This window comes from Bacillus sp. K7, from assembly GCF_053903245.1.
Genome location: NZ_CP096406.1, coordinates 59,634 through 80,024, shown reverse-complemented (window position 1 = coordinate 80,024; position 20,391 = coordinate 59,634). Strand labels below are relative to the sequence as shown.

At 43.8% G+C, this 20,391-nt stretch carries 17 protein-coding genes and 2 tRNA genes; all 19 read right to left on the bottom strand.

The window, feature by feature from the left end; translation table 11 throughout:
• Window positions 1-45: 45 nt before the first annotated feature.
• Window positions 46-921: a redox-regulated molecular chaperone HslO gene (hslO, locus tag M1D98_RS00425; protein ID WP_129550811.1), complete on the bottom strand. Its 876-nt coding sequence runs from the start codon at window positions 919-921 to the stop codon at window positions 46-48.
• Between the two features lie 11 nt (window positions 922-932).
• Window positions 933-1,709, bottom strand: coding sequence for a type III pantothenate kinase (locus M1D98_RS00420; protein WP_039076431.1), 777 nt, complete (start codon window positions 1,707-1,709; stop codon window positions 933-935).
• 192 nt (window positions 1,710-1,901) lie between these two features.
• On the bottom strand, window positions 1,902-3,815 hold the full coding sequence (ftsH, locus tag M1D98_RS00415; RefSeq protein ID WP_121641698.1) for an ATP-dependent zinc metalloprotease FtsH: 1,914 nt from the start codon (window positions 3,813-3,815) through the stop codon (window positions 1,902-1,904).
• 97 nt (window positions 3,816-3,912) lie between these two features.
• Window positions 3,913-4,455 carry a hypoxanthine phosphoribosyltransferase gene (hpt, locus tag M1D98_RS00410; protein WP_019713025.1) on the bottom strand — a complete coding sequence of 181 codons (543 nt, stop codon included), beginning with the start codon at window positions 4,453-4,455 and terminating at the stop codon, window positions 3,913-3,915.
• On the bottom strand, window positions 4,452-5,870 hold the full coding sequence (gene tilS, locus M1D98_RS00405) for a tRNA lysidine(34) synthetase TilS (protein WP_456279899.1): 1,419 nt from the start codon (window positions 5,868-5,870) through the stop codon (window positions 4,452-4,454). Before tilS ends, hpt begins: the two co-directional genes overlap by 4 nt.
• A 103-nt stretch (window positions 5,871-5,973) precedes the next feature.
• A complete protein-coding gene (locus M1D98_RS00400) occupies window positions 5,974-6,990 on the bottom strand; it encodes a protein kinase domain-containing protein (RefSeq protein WP_121641696.1) in 1,017 nt (338 codons plus the stop codon).
• Window positions 6,956-7,693 (bottom strand): VWA domain-containing protein, encoded by a 738-nt coding sequence (locus M1D98_RS00395; RefSeq protein WP_456279898.1) that lies wholly within the window; start codon window positions 7,691-7,693, stop codon window positions 6,956-6,958. The genes M1D98_RS00400 and M1D98_RS00395 overlap by 35 nt, the downstream gene beginning before the upstream one ends.
• 84 nt (window positions 7,694-7,777) lie before the next feature.
• On the bottom strand, window positions 7,778-10,261 hold the full coding sequence (spoIIE, locus tag M1D98_RS00390) for a stage II sporulation protein E (protein ID WP_129550814.1): 2,484 nt from the start codon (window positions 10,259-10,261) through the stop codon (window positions 7,778-7,780).
• Between the two features lie 200 nt (window positions 10,262-10,461).
• Window positions 10,462-10,533: transfer RNA gene (locus tag M1D98_RS00385), tRNA-Glu, on the bottom strand.
• 9 nt (window positions 10,534-10,542) lie between these two features.
• A tRNA-Met gene (locus M1D98_RS00380) sits at window positions 10,543-10,619 on the bottom strand.
• Window positions 10,620-10,786: 167 nt separating this feature from the next.
• The gene (locus tag M1D98_RS00375; RefSeq protein ID WP_003218379.1) at window positions 10,787-11,173 is read right to left on the bottom strand and encodes a S1 domain-containing RNA-binding protein; all 387 of its coding nucleotides are present in this window, start codon (window positions 11,171-11,173) and stop codon (window positions 10,787-10,789) included.
• Between the two features lie 80 nt (window positions 11,174-11,253).
• On the bottom strand, window positions 11,254-11,631 hold the full coding sequence (gene divIC / locus M1D98_RS00370; protein WP_121641693.1) for a cell division protein DivIC: 378 nt from the start codon (window positions 11,629-11,631) through the stop codon (window positions 11,254-11,256).
• A gap of 17 nt (window positions 11,632-11,648) precedes the next feature.
• Window positions 11,649-12,284, bottom strand: coding sequence for a spore cortex biosynthesis protein YabQ (yabQ, locus tag M1D98_RS00365; RefSeq protein ID WP_121641692.1), 636 nt, complete (start codon window positions 12,282-12,284; stop codon window positions 11,649-11,651).
• Entirely contained in the window at window positions 12,281-12,583 is a 303-nt protein-coding gene (gene yabP / locus M1D98_RS00360) for a sporulation protein YabP (protein ID WP_039076439.1), read from the bottom strand. The genes yabQ and yabP overlap by 4 nt, the downstream gene beginning before the upstream one ends.
• A gap of 78 nt (window positions 12,584-12,661) precedes the next feature.
• The gene (locus M1D98_RS00355) at window positions 12,662-12,922 is read right to left on the bottom strand and encodes an RNA-binding S4 domain-containing protein (protein WP_039076440.1); all 261 of its coding nucleotides are present in this window, start codon (window positions 12,920-12,922) and stop codon (window positions 12,662-12,664) included.
• A gap of 2 nt (window positions 12,923-12,924) precedes the next feature.
• On the bottom strand, window positions 12,925-14,394 hold the full coding sequence (yabN, locus tag M1D98_RS00350) for a bifunctional methyltransferase/pyrophosphohydrolase YabN (RefSeq protein ID WP_129550816.1): 1,470 nt from the start codon (window positions 14,392-14,394) through the stop codon (window positions 12,925-12,927).
• A complete protein-coding gene (locus M1D98_RS00345) occupies window positions 14,384-15,982 on the bottom strand; it encodes an oligosaccharide flippase family protein (protein ID WP_435576161.1) in 1,599 nt (532 codons plus the stop codon). Before M1D98_RS00345 ends, yabN begins: the two co-directional genes overlap by 11 nt.
• 181 nt (window positions 15,983-16,163) lie before the next feature.
• On the bottom strand, window positions 16,164-16,700 hold the full coding sequence (gene spoVT / locus M1D98_RS00340) for a stage V sporulation protein T (protein ID WP_039076443.1): 537 nt from the start codon (window positions 16,698-16,700) through the stop codon (window positions 16,164-16,166).
• Window positions 16,701-16,835: 135 nt separating this feature from the next.
• Window positions 16,836-20,369, bottom strand: a complete 3,534-nt coding sequence (gene mfd, locus M1D98_RS00335) for a transcription-repair coupling factor (RefSeq protein WP_121641688.1) — start codon at window positions 20,367-20,369, stop codon at window positions 16,836-16,838.
• Window positions 20,370-20,391 lie beyond the last annotated feature (22 nt).

Genomic DNA, 20,391 nt, shown 5'->3' with positions numbered 1-20,391 from the left:
TGCTTTCAGCTCCTTTATTGAAATGTAAAAAACCCGCTAAAGAGCTTAGCGGGTAGTTTGGTCACGAAGCCCTTCCAGCTCTTCTTTTGTAAATAAGTACTTTTCATTACAAAAATGGCATACTGCTTCGGCTTGTCCATCTTCTTCTATCATATCTTGTATTTCTTTTTTGCCTAGCCCTAAAATGGCTGTTTCAAAACGTTCTTTTGAACAAGAACAATGGAATTGAACAGGCATCGTTTCCAAAATCTCAGGCTTCTCGCCTAGAACTTCTTCTAAAATTTCTTCTGGTGTCAGTCCTTTTTGGATGAGCTTTGAAATCGGCTCTACTTGGGATAGACGTTCTTCAATTTTTGTGATGGTTTCATCATCTGTTCCCGGCATAAGCTGAATAATAAAGCCGCCCGCCGCAAGAATGGTATTATCAGGATTCACGAGCACACCGACGCCTACCGATGAAGGAACCTGCTCAGATGACACAAGATAGTAGGTGAAATCATCTCCCAATTCTCCTGAAACAATTTCTGTTTGTCCTGTAAAGAACTCGCGCAATCCTAAATCTTTTACGACACTTAACGTTCCGCTTGTTCCAACCGCACGTCTGACATCAAGCTTGCCTTGTTCATTTAAATCAAAATGAACTTGCGGGTTAGAGACGTATGCTCTGACTTCTCCTTTTGCGTTAGCATCAGCTACAATAGCACCGATCGGGCCTCCGCCCTCGATTTTCACTGTCAGCTTATCTTCGCCCTTCAGCATAGCGCCGAGCATAAGCGAAGCTGTCATTGTACGGCCCAGTGCGGCGGATGCTGTCGGCCACGTGCCATGTCGTTTTTGTCCTTCGTTTACCATATCAGTTGTTCTCGCTGCATAAGCGCGCACTTTTCCGTCATACGCAAGTGCTTTTATTAAATAATCCATTCCAAAACCTCCTATACACTTCCTACGCGGTTTCGTTCATAAATCAATTCCAGCCCTTTTAAAGTCAAGAATGGATCTACGATATCTATGCAATCTGATTCATTTGCAATGAGCGACGCAAGGCCTCCGGTCGCAATGACCTTTGGTTCCTGTTTTGCCTGCCATTTCATTCGCTTTACAATTCCTTCTACTTGTCCGACATAGCCAAATAAAATTCCAGATTGCATCGCGCTAACCGTGTTTTTTCCAATAATATTGTCAGGCCGGGTGATTTCGATACGAGGAAGCTTTGCCGCACGCGAATAAAGCGCCTCTGTTGAAATCGTAATCCCAGGAGCAATTGCTCCGCCCATATATTGTTTGTTTTCATCAATATAGCAATACGTTGTGGCAGTTCCAAAATCAACGACAATTAACGGATTGCCGTATAGATGTATCGCAGCAACTGCATTTACGATTCTGTCTGCTCCCACTTCTTTCGGATTGTCATATTTTATATTCAAACCTGTTTTCATACCCGGTCCGACAATTTGCGGCTCGATATGAAAGTATTTTGTGCACATTCTTTCTAACGCAAACATAATTGGCGGCACAACAGATGAAATAATAATGCCATCTATCTGTTCAAACATAAGCCCGGAATGCTCAAATAAAGAGCGTAAAATCATTCCAAACTCATCTTCTGTTTTATGCCTGCTTGTCTCTATACGCCAGTGATATTCTAATTTCCCATCATGATATACACCAAGTACAGTATTGGTGTTCCCCACATCGATAACCAGTAACAACCTCTATCACCACTTTTGAATAGTTTCTCTACTTTACTTTTTACAAACATTCTACAATACCATACACGATCAGCGGCTTATTTGTAAACAAAACGATACCAGAACTGGATGATTGTAAAAGCCGCGACCTAACTGATGATTTACATAAAAAAACTGCCGGCGTCAGCCGGCAGTTTTTAGAAAGAAAGCGAATTACTCTGTTGTATCGTCTTTCTTTTCTTCTGTTTTTGTCAGAATGTTTACTTTCACGTCATCGTTCTTCTCTTCATCAGAGAAATTGCGTTCAGGTAACGATCCATGATCGACAAGATGTTTGATTTGTTCAGCATCCAGTGTTTCAACTTTCAGAAGCGTTTGAGCAATCAATTCAAGCTTGTCACGATTTTCAGTCAGGATTTGTTTCGCGCGCTCATAACATTCTTTAATGATACGCTGAATTTCCTGGTCAATTTCGTAAGCGATTTGATCACTGTAGTTCTGTTCGTTGTTGAAATCACGGCCTAAGAATACTTGGCCGCCCTGAGACTGTCCAAATTGCAACGGACCCAGTTTTTCTGACATACCGAATTCTGTAACCATTCGTCTTGCAATATTCGTCGCACGCTGGAAGTCATTGTGCGCCCCTGTGCTGACTTCACCGAAAATGATTTCTTCAGCGACACGCCCGCCCAAGAGGCCGACAATTTTATCAAGCAGCTCCGGCTTTGTCTGGAAGTAACGGTCTTCTCTTGGAAGCATAACAGCATAACCGCCAGCCTGGCCCCGAGGAACAATCGTTACTTTATGAACCATATCAGCCTCATCTAAAACGAGTCCGATCACGGTGTGTCCGCCTTCGTGATAAGCCACGATATTGCGTTCTTTTTTGGAGATGACGCGGCTTTTCTTAGCAGGTCCGGCAATTACGCGGTCCGTCGCTTCGTCAATATCACGCGCATCGATTTTTTTCTTGTTTTGACGAGCCGCCACAAGAGCAGCTTCATTCAAAAGATTTTCTAAGTCAGCGCCTGAGAATCCAGGTGTTCTCATGGCGATTGATTTCAAGTTAACCGTTTCGTCCAGCGGTTTATTTCTCGCATGGACTTTCAATACAGCTTCACGGCCAATGACATCTGGGCGGTCCACTGTGATTTGACGGTCAAAACGTCCCGGACGAAGTAAGGCTGGGTCCAAGATGTCCGCACGGTTCGTCGCAGCAATGATGATGATTCCTTCATTGGCGCTGAATCCGTCCATTTCAACAAGCAATTGGTTTAGCGTCTGTTCACGTTCATCGTGTCCGCCGCCGAGACCCGCTCCACGCTGGCGTCCGACTGCGTCAATCTCATCAATGAAAATCAAACAAGGCGCATTCTTTTTCGCATTTTCAAACAAGTCACGCACACGGGAAGCACCGACACCTACAAACATTTCAACGAAATCAGATCCGCTGATGCTGAAGAAAGGTACGCCAGCTTCACCCGCACAAGCTTTGGCAAGCAATGTTTTACCGGTACCCGGAGGTCCGACTAACAGCACGCCTTTTGGTATTCTTGCGCCAAGTTCGGCAAACTTGCGGGGATCTTTCAGAAAGTCAACAACTTCAACGAGTTCTTGTTTTTCTTCGTCAGCCCCTGCAACGTCTTTAAATTTGACGCGTTTCTTTTCCTCTGTATACAGCTTCGCCTTGCTCTTCCCAAAGTTCATGACACGGCTGCCGCCGCCTTGAGCCTGATTGAGCAGGAAGAAAAACAGAATAAAGATAATGACAAACGGGATGATGGTCGTCAAGAACGTCACCCAACCGCTTGTTTCTTGAGCGGGCTCAACCTTTACGTCTGTCTTTTTCAAAGCATTAAATATCTGGTCTGCTCCCTTTCCTTCAGGAACATGAGTCAAGAAGTATTGATCTTTGTCGTAGTTTTTCAGCTGCCCTTTTACCTCATAAACACCTCTGACAGGCTGAACCGATACGCTATCAACTTTCCCGTCATCCAGGTTTTTGATAAACGTACTGTACGACATATTTTCTGTTTTCGGATTTGAGGTCTGGAAGTAGCTCACAACCCCGATTACTACTAATAAAATAAGTAAATAAAAAATGGTATTACGGAAGACCCGATTCATTCCTTACCTCCTCCCACAGTAAGCACAACTATGTTCAATAGTACCATAGAAAATCATTCCAATACAAACAATAACCATCTCGGAAGCAGGCTGCCGATCAGCTTTCATAAACTGCCGGTTTTAACACTCCGATATAAGGCAGATTGCGATAGCGCTCAGCATAATCAAGTCCGTAACCCACTACAAACGCGTCAGGAACTTCAAAGCCTACAAAGTCTGCTTTAATGTCCGCTTTTCTTCCGCTCGGTTTATCCAAAAGGGTAACAATCTTAATTGATTTTGCTTTACGGTATCGGAAGAGCTCTACTAGATAACTTAAGGTTAACCCACTGTCGATGATATCTTCAATAATTAAGATGTCCCGGCCCTCTACAGATGTATCCAAATCTTTGATGATTTTTACTTCTCCAGAAGAAACCGTGGAGTTTCCGTAGCTTGATACATCCATGAAATCCATTTCCAAATATGTATCAATATGTTTGATAAGATCCGCCATAAAAGGAAGCGCTCCTTTTAACACGCCGATTGCCAACGGAAATGTATCTTGATACTCGCTTGTTAGTTCTGCGCCTAACTCTTTTACTTTCTCTTGTATCTCTTCCTCAGAGATCAGTACTTTCTCGATATCATGTTTCATCATGATTTTGCTTGCCCCCTACACTTTTCATGCTGTCTATATTGTAATACAATGCGGTCGCTATTTGGAATCACAAGATCTTCAAAAATTGATTTTTTCAAGCCCGGTATCCAGATAATTTCACCGCTTGCGTCTGTCACAATCGGCCAGTTGTCTCTTTCCCTGAGAGGCAATTTCTTATCAATAAATATATCCTTTACCTTTTTCGAGCCGTTCATCCCTTTTAGTTTGATCCGGTCTCCAGCTTTTCTTGTCCGAATCGTCAAGGGAAAACTCACCATTTTTTCACTTGTAATAAAAACAGCATTCCCATGTTCTTCAGGCGATTCCACATATCGCTTTGCCTCTATCAGAAATCCATTGGGGAGCACTTCCGTTTCATCAGCAGCTCCGCTTATTTGGTATTCAAAGGGAACATTTTTGCACTGCCATTGTTCAAATGTAAACAAACATGTCTGATATGATTTGACCACCTTCAGCCCTTTCGGAAAGTTCAATACTCCTGAAGGACCGCCCTTTTCCGCCCATTCGAGAAACTGCTGAATGTGATGAGCTGAAAAGGAGGATGGAACGTTTTCATAAAGATAGTTTAATATTAGTTGAACTCCTCTTCTTTGTAAAGGCATCGGGAGGGCAAGCAATTGAGAGGAATTAATTTCAACTGATGTATTAGACTGGCTTGTGATTACTTTATTCATTTCTTCTTTCGTTAATGACTGTAAGAAATGCTCATCTTCCGTCAGTGCTTCACTTACTTTCTGAAACCTTTTATGCACATCCGGCGACTCCTGTTTCAGAAACGGGAGCACTGTTTTTCTAAATCTGTTTCTTGTGTAGTCATCTTTGGCGTTGCTTTCATCCGTCCGGTAGCTCAAGCCGTTTTGATGGCAGTAGTGAAGGATCTCTTCCTTTGTAATGGGTAAGAGCGGCCTAATGATTCGTCCCGTCCCAAAACGTCTGACGGGCTGAATTCCTGCAAGTCCCGCTCCAAGTGTGCCCTTAGCAAGTCTCATAAGCATCGTTTCAACCTGGTCATCACCATGATGCGCAAGCGCCAGATAGTCCGCTTGATGCTTCGACATGACGTCCTCAAAGAACTGGTAGCGGCAATCACGTGCGGCGGCCTGCTTATTGAGACCTTTTTCCTGCGCATATGCAGTTACATGAATCTGAGCCGTTTCACACGCGAGCTGCTCAGCCTTGCAATAAGCTTGGACAAAACGCATGTCCTCCTCGGATTCCGGGCCCCTGAACCGATGGTCGACATGAGCCGCAATGATATTTGCTGAACGTCCGCATAACGTATGCAACGCGTGAAGAAGAGCTATTGAATCCGGACCACCGGAAACGCCTACAATGATTGTCGCCCCTTTTAACTCAAGATTGTGTTTATGAAAAAAATCTTTGACACTTTTCACAATGTCCTCCTCGCAATGAGCAGGTTTTTTAAAGATATTCATATCCTATCACTTTCAATCCTTCCAAGCAAAGAAGAAGCATAGGCTTAGCAGATTAAGCCATTCAGATTAAGAAAAAGATAATGTAGGCGAAATAAAGTGCTAAAACGCTGATCACGATAAGCGTTGTTTCAAATAATCCCCCCGACTTAGCGGCCTTCTGTTTTGGGGTGTATCGTGTCTTCGTTACTTTCCCTTGGCGCGTTTTTTGCTGCCTTTGTCTTATGGCAGGCTGCGCCGGTGCTTTAGCAGCTTGTTTTCCCTGCACTGTCCTTTGCCCAGTGTCGAGCATATCTTTCTTCATTTCATCTGCGGATTGATAAGCCCCATTCAATGCTGAAATAAGCACTTTTTTATACTTTTTCAGCAGCGGGTGTCCTTCGATTAGAGATCTAAGCTGTTCCTTAGGCTGATTTGACTTCTTGAATTCTTTTTTATGCACGCTGTTGACCATAATCATGGCAACAGCAAACAGGTCGTAGGATGGCTCTGCTTTTCTCGTTCCATACCCCCAATAGCCTCTGTCGTAAAACTCGGTATACTCTTTTATCGCCCGGCCTGCCTTTGTCGTGCCGCCTACATCAATGCAGCGGATTCTTGCTGGCGGACCGGTTACGATCAGATTGTCAGGTTTAAGATCGCCGAATATCCATCCTTGCTGGTGAAGCACCGATAAGCTGGATAAAAGTTGAATGATCAATACCGGTATCCATTCTGCTCCTTTATCACTGACATAATTCAAAAGCAGCGGGCCTTTTATGTATTCCATTGCATAAAATGAAACCTTCGTATTTGCACTGGGGATATAGGCATCATCTGTATCAAAAAAAGAAGGCCCCATTGTAACGGACTGGGCCTTTGAGAAAGATTTCAAGACATTCACTTCAGAAGTAATAGACAAGCTGTCATCACTCACCTTTAAGGCAACATGTCCATCTGATGCTTCTGCCAAATACACAATTCCATTGGCCCCTTTTCCAAGCTGTTTACGCAGCGTATAAGTGTTTCCGTTCCACTTGCCTTTGATTGCCGTACCCGGCTTGAGGCTACATGCCAAACTCGTTAAAGCGTCGTTCATCATCTGCCAGCATGCTCCTTCTTGAGCGGATTTTTTCAAACTGCATTGTCGCTTCGCGTATCGCTGGGCCTGTAGGCGTGATGCCGCCTGTCGACAACTTTGCAAAGAGAGTGGAAAGAGATTGCAGCTTCGGTGTCCAGTTCAGCACAAGCTCGACCTCTTGTTGTTTCCCGGGAAATATACACATCGCAAATTCGTTATTCCCGATTCGGGAATTGAGACTGACAGACAAATCAATCAATGCCTCTTTTACAGTTGGAAGCTTAGGCGCCATACTCGCGCTTGTATCGACAAGAACCAACACCTGAAGATGCACCGTTTCTCCAAGCTCGTCTACCACTTCCATCACTTCGCCGCGTTTTTCCGGTGAAAGCTCCTCCATCTCCACATTCTTTCCAAGGATTTGTTTCAGCTCTTGATTGACTACACCTTGCAAGGTTTGCGTCATCGCTTTTTTTGTTACCATTTGCACCGTTTGTGAAAGCTGGGACGCATAAACGACTTGATGCACGCCGCCCCCGGCAAGCGCAATTCCTTCAACTTCCTTCATTGCCTCTGGGTCAATTTGATTTTCTTCCATTATACCTATCACATTTACCGTAATCCCCTGCTCCTTAGCATAAGCAGCCATTGCTAGCGGGTCTTCCCCATGATTCGAGCAGCCATCCGTTATCAACAAAATTTGATTTAAATGTCCGTTGTTCACATTCATTCCTCCTGGAGAATACGAGGATTCTCAGATTCATATATTCTCATCATCGCCAGAAGAAATTTGATTTATACTGAAGCATTATGAAATTTCTTGTTTGTTTTGAAAGATGGCCGGAACAGGAATCGATGCCCACTTTGGTGTATTGTGGTCAATCCGGACGACAACCACCGTCATATCGTCCTCGATCTGGCCGGATCTCGTGCGAATGACTTCCTCCATAAGCAAATCAGCAATCTCCTGCGGGTCATCTGTTTTTAAATCCTTCATTTTGCGTTTCATCCATAAATCATGATTTTCTACATGTTTTGGCCCCTCAAAAATACCATCACTCATCATGATCAAGAGGTCACCCGCTTTTAGCTGCTCACTCACAACCTCCACATCGAATTCATTAATAATGCCGATTGGCAGATTGCTCGCTTGAACTTTCATTACCTGATCACCCCTTTTGATAAAACTAGGCGTCGATCCAACCTTCAAAAATTTGCAGCTGGCATCTTGAAGATCGATAATAGATAGGTCAAGCGTGGAATAAATCTCGTCAGTTGTCCTCAGGGACAATATGCTGTTGATTGTTTTAATTGCTATTTTTTCATCAATGCCGGATTCAAGGATTTTTTCAAGAAGCTTGATCGTTTCATTGCTTTCGAAATGCGCTCTTGCACCATTGCCCATCCCGTCACTGATGGCCGCTGCATATTTTCTGGCTCCAAGCTCTATCATGCTGTAGCTGTCGCCGGAGACAAGGCCGCCGCCTTTCGCAGCGTGAGCGGCACCTGTAGATACCCTATATGATTTTGTTGATCCAAAGGCAACATGGCTGTATCCATTCGGGTGCGGGGAGTGCTGTTCGGCTTTCACAAGAATTTGTTCTTCCAAAATGTCGGAAAGCATAGGGGCAATGATTTTTTCACTTTCTCCATGGCCGCTGAATGGAATCGTCATTTCGATATCGATATTTCCTTGTTCAAGACTATAGATCTCCACATGTTGAATCTCGATTCCGAAATGCTGAAGCGCTTCTATGATTTGCTCTTCCTGCAGAAAGTGCTGTTCCCGCTCTCTTTTTATTTCCCGAGAAAAGTCTGCCATGACCTCAGAAACACCTAAAAGCTGTTCAGCAACAAGACGCCTGCTGTCCTGTACCTTTTTCTTCAGCGTCAAATGGGCATGATGATGCGCGAGTTCATCCTCAATCAGCTCTTCAACCTGCTTTGATTTAGAGCAATGCTGATGAAACTCTTTTTTAAGCCTTCGGTTAGATGCATATTCTTTTTCTTCTGTTTCAAGCATAACTTGTTTCATTAAGTCATATGTTTTATCAAAGTTCTGTACCCAGCACCTGTTTTTCTTGTAGCACGTCTGACAGGAATGCTCTGTGATCTTGCTTAAAAACAAATCAACTTCGCTGTCATCTGTCTGTTCTTCTGATGTTTGGTAAAAGGTTGCAAAGCTTTCAGACAGCGCGTGGAATACATTGGAGAACTGGTCTACCTTTTGAGCCGTGACATCTCTGATTTTCCTGGCATATTGCTGCTGCTCTTGAAGATGCTCCACCGTTCCCGGAATATATCTCGCCACCTTCTTTGTAATCGATTGAGGTGTAAGCAAAAACAGGCCGACTGCGATTAATGACTCATAAAGCGTCGTCATTAGACCAGCGGAACCTTCACCATATAAAGAAATAAGAAGAGATCCAACGATCAGACCGACTGCTGCGCCCGCTTTTTTTCCTTCCTTCAGCAAACCGCCTAATAAACCGGAAAAAGCAAGCAGGCTCATTTGATAGAGATTTCCGATATTCGCCAAACCAAGGATCAGGCCGGTCACGACACCAACGGTACAGCCAATGCTTGCACCGCCAATAAAGGAGAAACTCAATACAACATAACGAGCCAATATATGTTCTGCCTGCATCCCTTGATAGGACAAGCCGGCAAGCCCCGTCAAAACAGAAGCGATAAGGATCATAAAACAAATGATTTCTTCTATCTTCAATGACTGTTTCACTTTTTTTACGGTAAAAACCGGAAGGCTCTGAAGGAAAATCAGCGTCAAAATAAAGGATAGTCCAGCTTCAACGACAGCCATTACATAATCATAAGTTGTAAACACGCCACTTTGGGCGTAAACAAACCCGGCTCTTGCTATAGCCATGGAGAAAAACACAACAATCGGAAGTGCTTTCACACGATCATCGGTGATGAAGGCGGCCACTTTAGAACATACGAAGAATGCCAGTAATGCCGCTAATATGAGCAATGAGTGCTTTGGAGAAATGGTTAGCGCACCCGCAAGTACAGCCAGCACTGCATAAAGCGCCTTATCTCTTCTGATCAGAAGCATTGCCCCAAAGAAAGGAAGTGCGAAAGGAAGCACCTCGGATAATATGAAAGCCCGTCCAAGCAAAAATCCGATGACGACATAAATGAATCCTTTGTAGAAAAACAGTGAATGCAAATGATGAGTCACCAGCTTCGCGCCCCTGTTAAAAAACGATTGGAGTTTTTCCAAAGCTTGTCCCGCCATTGGCCCGTTCACTCTTCTTTCTGCTTTTTCCATCCCTCTCATCTCCCACCTGTTATATTCGTTGCCTGTCATTATAGCGAAAGCACAGATAGGATTTTGTCAAAAGAAGGGAACAATACTAAAGAAGTCTTCGACGGTTTCTGCCTAGATATTCATTTATCAAAAGAATATCCGGAATGTTGTCTAAAAATGAAAAAAACCGGTTTCTACAAGAGAAACCGGTTTTCTTAGGATGACCCGTACGGGATTCGAACCCGTGTTACCGCCGTGAAAGGGCGGTGTCTTAACCGCTTGACCAACGGGCCAAACAAATATGGTAGCGGCGGAGGGGATCGAACCCCCGACCTCACGGGTATGAACCGTACGCTCTAGCCAGCTGAGCTACACCGCCATATTGTTTTGTGCGTTTGAGCACAAGTTATATAATACAAAGGTTTATCCTTTTCGTCAACAGAAACTTTAATGTTATAATTTTCTGATTTTAAAAGCAGGAGAGGATAATTAAAAAGCATCCGTCGGGATGAACGGATGCTTCGTTTATTTATAGAAAGCAGCAAGTTATCCTCTTCTTGCTCCGCGCCCTCCACGTTTTGATTCCGTATTACGCTTTAAAGATGACAAGCGATCTTCGCTGTCTTTTAAAAACTTATTCATTTTCTGTTCAAAAGATTCTTTCGGACGGAAATCATTTCTAGGTCTGGCTTGCGGACGGTCTTTAGCTTTTTTAATAGATAAACCAATTTTCCCGTCTTTTTCAACGTTGATGACTTTCACTTCAACTTGGTCGCCGACTTTTAAGTGGTCGTTAATGTCTTTGACATAGTTATCAGCTACCTCACTGATGTGAACGAGACCGGTTGAGCCTCCAGGCAATTCAACAAATGCTCCAAAATTTGTAATACCTGTAATTTTCCCTTGCAACTTGCTGCCAACTTCAATCGACATAAAAAAAGTGCTCCTCCTTAGGCTTATAAAAAGATCGTTTGCTTAATTATACCTAAATAAAAATTTAAGTGTCAACAAGGCTACTTGCTCTTCTTCTCCACATTGAAGATAATTTCTCCGTCTCCGGACATGAATAAGTCCCGTCTGGCAAGCTCTGTGACGTAATCCTCATCCTTCAATTTGGATATTTCTTCTTTTAAATCTGCTTGTTTTGTCTTTAAACTTTTTAGTTCTTTTTCAAGCTGTTCTTTCTTTTCTTCTTTTGCGCTAAGGGAAGATGTTTGAGACCATACAGAGCTCGCCAGCACTATTGCCGTCAGAAATACGAGGGCGCCGAATACAGTCAACCGCCTGTACAGCCCTTTACGCCTTCTTTTCTTCAGCTGATTCTGCCGCTCTACTTGTTCTTTATAGTCGTTTTGTATTTCAGTTATCGTTCGTTCACTGGAAAAGTTCAAACCAGACGGTCCTCCTTTCATCTCTTCAAAAAACGTGTGATGGTCGTTCTTATGGTTACCAATAGTTTCTTCTTCTTTTTGAGAAATCCTGCACCTTTTTCAAAATAACGTCTCATAGTTAGACGTATTTTTTCAGGAAGAAGTTTCAAACATTGTTTTGCGATAAAACGGATCGGAAAACACAGAACCATGGCTATTTTATATAGACACAACAAGAGAAAAACGATCAGGCGGTATGTTTTCTTTAATAAAAACGACGCCAGCCAAATGATCGCTCCGCATGTCCATAAAACAGGACGAAATAACACGTGCTGAATGAGTTTTTTGAAGAATTGATAAACAGAAACAACAAGGTAAATGACGAATTTCAGTATTTTTATATAGATTCGCTTGCAAAGGCTCTGATACGTCGCAATGCCCAGCAGAACCGCTAAAAAGATGTACAGCCTGAATTCTCCCTCATTTACATGAAGCAAAACATAAAAGAAAAGCAGCCCCTGCACAATCCAGAAAAGAAGATCATGAATAAATAATAGCCATCTGGCAGTTTTGGCACGAATGACAAAGAGCCGGTATGTATCAAGCGATGCGCCGAGCCAGAGCCCCATACCGGACATCGCCAGCATTGTATAGAATTGTGTCGTCAGCGTCATTTAAACAACTTGCTAAAAAACCCTTTAGCTTTATCCCCTTGTTGTTCGTCTAAGTACACTAAATCAAATACCCTGCCTTTAATAGATACAATCCCTTTTTCCACATCTAAATTTTTCATCTGCAAGTTTTGGCCTCTGACTGAGAGCATCCCCATCACCGTTTCCAGAAGGAACTCTTCATTATCAAAGCTCTCCACATGCTTAACCCCAGAAATATCTAAATGCTTCCGGCCTTTCATTGTCACATCATGCTCTTCCGGAACAGACGAAGAACCTTTTTGATCGTAATATGAATTCATCTATTCAGCCCCCATATCCTCGATACTTTTAGCATTATTACTGCATTGTATGAGGCGGGGGATGTTTTTAGAACAAGCCTATTCGCCGAGTTTTTCTTCCTTTAGGATTGTATACATGTTTGCAGCTTCTTCTTTTTTCGTCGTGTCTTTCAACTCATTTATTTGAACTGTTACAAGCTTTTGGCCGAAGCGGACCGTTAGTTCATCTCCGGGTTTCACGTCAGAGCTTGCTTTAGCCTGGTTTCCGTTAATAGAGATTCGTCCTTGGTCAGCTACTTCCTTTGCTAATGTACGTCGCTTAATCAGCCGTGATACTTTCAAAAATTTATCTAATCTCATATTTATGATCTCCTCTCAGTTTCTTTTGCTTCATTCCACAGTTTGTCCATGTCTTCAAGAGACATATCAGCCAGCTCAATTTCCTGTTCCTTCGCTGTTTTCTCAATATAAGAGAAGCGTCTCCGGAATTTGTCATTGGTCATCGCCAGTGCTTCCTCAGGCTCTATTTTGTAGAAGCGGGCTACATTCACCAGTGCGAACAATACGTCGCCAAACTCAGCCTTGAGATTGTGTTCATGAGGATCTTCAGAAACCTCAGAAGAAAATTCTTTCATTTCCTCGCTTACCTTTTCCCAAATATCGCTGACGTCTTCCCAATCAAAACCGACCTTCGCTGCTTTTTTCTGGAGTTTAGCGGCTTTTGAAAGAGCTGGAAGTGTTTTCGGCACGCTGTCTAATAAGGATGCTTCCGGTGTGCTTTTTTCGGCTTTTTTTATGTCTTCCCAATTTGCCAAAACATCGTTTTCATCCTGAACCTTAGCATCTTTAAACACATGGGGATGTCTTCGGATCATTTTCTCACTGATTCCTTTTATGACATCATCAATAGTGAAATAACCTTCATCTTCACCTATTTGTGCGTGGAGTAAGACCTGAAGCAAAACGTCGCCGAGCTCTTCGATCATATGGTCTGTGTCTTCTTCGTCAATTGCTTCGAGAAGTTCATAACATTCTTCAATCATGTATTGTTTTAATGACTGATGAGTCTGCTTTTTATCCCACGGACATCCATTAGGCCCGCGAAGCTCTCTGATAATGCTTCGGAACGCGGAAAATTCGTGATAAAGCAGCTTCTCTTCTTTAATCGGCGGAATATACACACTTGTTAAGTTATTCAAGGCGACATTGCGGTCCAGCTCAAATAAAGGCACTGGCTGGATTTCCTCGTCACGGCTCCCCGCCGCAGTCACGATTACAACCTCATAATCGTCTGGAAGCTTCTCCATCAATGTCAGTTTGACTTCAGAAGCCGTCATTTGGTCGTAAACCTGACATATGATCAGGTGATGTCTAAGCTCAAGCTCATCCGCGGACAACGTGCCGGCATCCACAAATTGAAAACCTTCAATCGGGTCGATTTGCAAGGCATTGAATGTGGCATCAAGAAAACTTTGTCCTCCCGCGACGTTTACTTGAACATGTTCCTCTTCCTGCCGCTCCGTCAGCAGCTGTACTGTTTTTTCCGCTACAAAGGGGTGTCCCGGCACAGCATAAACCACGTCCTCATGTTGCGCCGCTTCAAACAGGATATCAGCAATTTCTTCGTATACGGCATCGAACTGGTCGTGTTTCTCATATATATCATCAAAAAAACGGATAGTCTTCGTATCTTTTTCAAGCTCCTGAATTAAGGGATGATCCTTGGTTCTGACATAAAGCGTATCTGCCTTCGTCAGCAGCTTATGTATCCCAATTGTCAATTGGTCCATGTCTCCGGCACCAAGTCCGACGACTGTAATATTACCCGCCATTTTGTTCTCTCCTTCTGATGATTTTGCTTAACTTGCTGCCAAAAGGCACACTGTTCAGCTCTTCATCTGTAAATATTCCCAATTTCATCATACAATAAATGAACACCGCGCCACCAATAGCAACAGCAGAAAAACTTTCAATCGCAGATGCTCCTCTTCCTGCTGCAGGGAGCAAAAAAGCCCAGAGTCGCAAATATGTAAACAAGACTGCCGCCATTAAAAGGGCAGATCCAATCATCGGAATCAAAATGCCTTTGAGCTTACCCAGCCATTCCTTTTGCCGAAGCTTATACAAGTTAAGGCCGGCGACAGCCGCAAAGGAAGCAGCCGTTGCAAGTGATGCCCCTTCAATCCCATAGCGCGGTACTAAAAGAGTGTTTAACACCCATTTTACTGCAAGACCCGCGCCCACCGCTATCGCAGGAAAAACAGTGTAGCCCGCTCCCTGCAAAACTGCGGCTGCCGTGACCGCCAAGGATGCAAACAAGATGGAGCTGCTGAATACTTGTAACGCGGCTGTCCCTTCACTATTTTGAAACAGCATGATGTTGACCGGCTCAAGAATGCAAATCAACCCAGCCGACGCCCCTGTACCCAGTACAAGACATAATTTTAAAGATGATGTGACTTTTTCTTTCATGATCTTCAGCTCTTTGTTCTTTACGGCCTTTGAAATATACGGAACGAGTGATGTCGCGATGCTCACCGCGAAAACTGAACCGAGCTGCAGCAAGGGCTGCCCCCGATCATAAATTCCCTTTAGGCGTTTCGCTTCTTCGCTTGCCTGACCGCCCGAAAGCAGAGCATATAAATTCAACGCATCGACAAGCTGGACCAGCAAAAGCAGCAAACTGCTTACACAAATTGTAACCGAATACAAGAGCAGTTTTTTTATCAGTTCTTTTGTTGTAATGACATTTTCATTGTGGCTACTCGTTTGGTTGTCTCTTTTCACTTTGAACCAAAGAAAAGCAAGTATGATTAACCCAACGAAACTTCCGGCAAGAGACCCTGAAGCCGCGGCCGCTCCCGCAGTATAGAGCGAAGCCCCCTGTTTGACGAGCCAATATGATAAGCCCAGGAGCACCGCAACACGCAGAAACTGCTCTGTCATCTGCGATAAAGCTGACGGGAACATATCTTGCCGCCCTTGAAAAGCGCCTCTAAGCAGTGCGACAAACGGGAAGAGCAGAAACGCAAACGCAGTCATTTGAATTAAAACAGCGAGATGTGAATCTCCCATAAAACGTGCGATTGGAACAGCACCCATATATAAGCAAAGAAATAATAAAATGCCGATTAACGACAAAAACAACGCTGATATTTTTAATATGTTGCGATGGCTTTTTTCACTATAATCATTCATCAGTTTCGAGATAATGACCGGAAATCCTGAAGTGGACAGCATGACCGCAATACCAAGAAAGGGGTATACCTGCTGATATATATAAAATCCAACATCGCCGACAATGTTTTGAAACGGGACTCTGTAAACGGCGCTTAGTATTTTTGAGATGACGCCTGCCAGAATTAAAACAAATGCCCCCTGCCAAATCCAATGCCGTTTGACGCCTATTGAATCGTCCATCCAAAAGCTCCTTCCCAACGTCAGGGGCTATACGGTTCACGTATTGCCGCGGCATAAATAAAAACGAGGTTATTATACCATATCCCAACCCTTGGAATCCTTTATCGGCATGCACAAAAAAGAACAGCGTCCCAAAGAGAGCTGTTCTTTTCATACCTATTTTTGATAAGAGGAATAAGACCTACTGTTCCATTTGACGAGCCAAGAATCCAGCTGCTGTCTCAACGGCTTTATGCTCTACTTCGCCCATTGTCTGATCCTTTGAAAAAATAACCACGGCGCCTATCGGATCACCATTCGCCACAATTGGGCAGACAGTATAAGAATTCATGTCCTCATCTATGCCATTAACAAGCTGCACTGATTTCGTGTCACTCTCAAGCACGGAACTGCGCTGATCCATTGTTTTTTCCAGCATTTCGCTGATTGGCTTGTTTAAATAGTCTTTTTTCGAGCTGCCGGACACGGCAATATATACATCGCGGTCACAAATCAGCACTGAATGGCCGAGACTATCGTAAAGCGCGTCCGCATACTCCTTTGCAAAGTCTCCAAGCTCACTGATCGGAGAGTACTTTTTCAAAATAACTTCTCCGTCACGATCTACAAAAATCTCAAGCGGATCGCCTTCCCTGATTCTCAGAGTTCTGCGAATTTCTTTAGGAATCACGACCCGACCTAAGTCATCAATACGACGTACGATACCGGTTGCTTTCATCTCTGGTGCCTCTCTTTCATTTGATGGTATATACATGTGGGAAAGACCTAAAGCAGTTACTTTATGTACCTTCCGCCTCGCTTGAAATTAGTATCCGTCACATCAAATGTAATATACACCAGAGAGTAACAAATTTTACGTTGATGAAATGGTTTGCTTTTTCACATCTTTTAAGCCTTTCAGCATGCCCAGCACTGTTTCGAGCCATTCATCTGCACTCCGGCCTTTTGTCTGTATGGAGATTTTGAGCTTTTTGCCTTCCATTCCCAATCCGATTTGCCTGCCATATTTATTGCCCAGCTCAAACAGCTTCTGGCCGTCAATATCAGCACTTGCTTCTTCAGAAATCGTCAATCTGACCGCATCTTTATCCTGCTTAATCAGCTCAACACGTTCATGTCTCGCATAAACCTTCATTTCAGCAACAGTAAACAAGTACTCGACTTCTTTAGGGTAGTTTCCAAACCGGTCGATCATTTCGTCTTGAAGTTCATTCTTTTCTTCGAGTGTAGCCACAGACCTAAAGCGTTTATACATATCAATTTTCTGTTTGCCGTCTTGAATATAGGTTTCAGGAATATAGGCATCAAGCTCGACATCAATTTCTGTTTCAAACTTCTCCGTTTTCGCTGTGTCTCCTTTACGCTCCTCAATAGCCTCCTTCAGCATTTGTGAATAGAGATCAAATCCGACTGAGTCGATAAATCCGTGCTGCTGGGCGCCGAGAAGGTTCCCTGCTCCGCGGATCGTTAAGTCACGCATTGCAATTTTAAAACCGGAACCAAGCTCTGTGAATTCTTTAATGGCCTGCAGCCTTTTCTCAGCCACTTCTGTCAGCACTTTATCCCGACGGTACGTAAAGTAAGCATACGCCACACGATTAGAACGGCCAACACGCCCCCGCAGCTGATAAAGCTGAGAAAGCCCCATCTTGTCTGCGTCAAATACAATGAGCGTATTGACGTTCGGGATGTCTACGCCGGTTTCGATAATGGTTGTGCTGACGAGAACGTCTGATTCTCCTTCAAGAAAATTCAGCATAACGGTTTCTAGTTCGTTTTCTGTCATTTTCCCATGTGCATACGCTACCTTCGCGTCAGGGACAAGCATAGAGATCTCATCCGCTTTCCGTTCAATATCCTCTACCCGGTTGTACAAGAAATAGACCTGGCCTCCGCGCGCTAGCTCACGTTCAATCGCCTCTCTGACAAGGGCGCCGTTGTATTCCACAACATACGTCTGCACGGGGAAGCGGTTTTCCGGCGGAGTCTCGATGACTGAAAGATCCCTTACGCCAAGCATAGACATATGCAGCGTACGCGGAATAGGCGTCGCAGTTAATGTTAATACATCCACATTGGCTTTGATTTGCTTGATCTTCTCTTTATGGGTTACACCGAAACGCTGCTCTTCATCAATGATAAGGAGCCCTAAGTCTTTATAAACGACATCTTTGGATAATAGCCGGTGCGTCCCGATGACGATATCAACAGTACCGTTTTTTAATCCTTTGAGCGTTTCGTTCGCTTCTTTCCTCGTTCTGAATCTGCTGAGCAGGCCGATGTTAATCGGGTAGTCCTGAAAGCGCTCAGTAATGGTTTCATAGTGCTGCTGTGCCAAAATTGTTGTCGGAACAAGCAGCGCTACCTGTTTCCCATCACCTATCGCCTTAAATGCAGCACGTATGGCAACCTCTGTTTTGCCATAACCCACATCTCCGCATAGCAAGCGGTCCATCGGACGTTCTCGTTCCATGTCCTTTTTGATTTCGTGAATGGAACGAAGCTGATCCTCAGTCTCTTGATAAGGAAACGCCGACTCAAATTCACGCTGCATCTCATGATCAGGCGTAAACGCATAGCCCTTGCTCGCTTCCCTTTCGGCATATAGCTTAATTAAGTCATCAGCAATATCTTGAACCGATGTCTCTACTTTTTTCTTGACCCGCTTCCATTCGCTTCCGCCTAATTTATACAGCTTTGGCTCTTTCCCTTCAGAGCCAACATATTTTTGCACCTGATCAATTTGTTCAACAGGGACGTAGAGCTTGTCGCTTCCCTGATAATGAATGTTTAAATAGTCTTTGTGGATTCCGTTGATTTCTAAGGTTTCAATCCCTAAATATTTCCCGATCCCGTGATTAATATGAACGACATAATCACCGATTTGCAGCTCGGAATAGCTCTTGATGCGCTCTGCATTTGTAAGCTTCTGTTTACGTGGCTTCTTTTTTACGCGATTTTTGAATAGTTCTTCTTCCGTAATAACGGCAAGCTTCATTAACGGCAGCTCAAAACCGGATTGGAGCTCGCCTTCCATGATATAAACCTGTCCCTGAACAAGCGCTTTTTTGCTGTCCGTCACGGCGGCTTCGATTTCGTAATCAGCCAGAACAGAAGATAACCGCTGCGTACGTTCCTTATTTGCACCTAAGAATACAACGGTGAAGTTGGATTTTTTAAAGCGCTCCATTTCTCCCGCAAGCACATTCATTTGGCCATGGAAGCTTTGCATTTGCCTGCTTGACACATTGACGATATTTTGCGGACTCGTATGGTGTACATGCCGTAAAAATAAAGAATAGTACAGCAGAGAGCGTTTTTGTTCAGCCACTATTTTTTGGAAGCTGAATGACAAACTGATGTCATGCAAAATCTTCCCTTCCTCGAGAAGGTTTGTTATGAACTCGGCTTCTTCTTTTTGAAGCTGTTCTTCCATCTCATGAATACGGCTGACTTCATCCAAAATCAGAAGAGTATTATCAGGTGTATAATCTAGTAAACTAGCAGGCTTTTCATAGAAATACGAGAGATACTTCACCAGCTCCTGATCTGTCTGACCTTCAGACAAGCGTTCTTTGTCATGAGAAATATTTGTATGAAGAATTTCTTTTTGCTTGTCTTGCTTTAATTTTTTCAGGCTTGCGGCAAGACCTTTATCCATTTTCTCCATCGCCCGAACTTTTTCTTCAGGCCTGATAATCAATTCCTTCGCAGGACCGATATTGATCGAGGAAAGAGTCTCAATTGACCGCTGATCATCCGAGTTAAAGCTGCGAATTGAATCCACTTCGGTGTCAAAAAGCTCAATTCTCACCGGATGCTCTGAAGTCAGCGGGTATATGTCGATGATTCCTCCGCGAATGCTGAATTCCCCGGGTGAAGCAACCATATCAGAGCGCTCATAACCGATCTCTACAAGCCGTGATGCAAGCTGATCAGGTTCGATATCATGGCCTGTTTGAATGCGCATTTGACTGTTTTTCCACACCTCTACAGGCGGCAGCATTCTTCTGATCGCAGCTACAGGCGCAACAACAATTGGCGCTTCTCCATTCGTTAATCTATTAATGACATCTAATCGCTGCGCTCTCAATTCAGGGCTTGCGACTGCGATTTCTGATGAAATGAGTTCGTTGACGGGGTACAAAAGAACAGACTGATCCTCTAAAAGTGCAGTCAGATCATCCGTTACTTTCTGGGCTTGATACAAATTATGAGTGATGAGAAAGATAGGCTTATTCGTTTCATTAGCCAGGGCAGAAGTGAAAACAGAACGCGCGGAACCCGAAAGACCCGCGAGCAGCTGTTCCTTCAGCCCCTCGTGTAAACCGTTGATGATGGATTTAAAGTCATCGCTTTCTTTTATAAAGGTTTGAATATTGTCCATATGGCCCCTCCTCTCTGTTTCC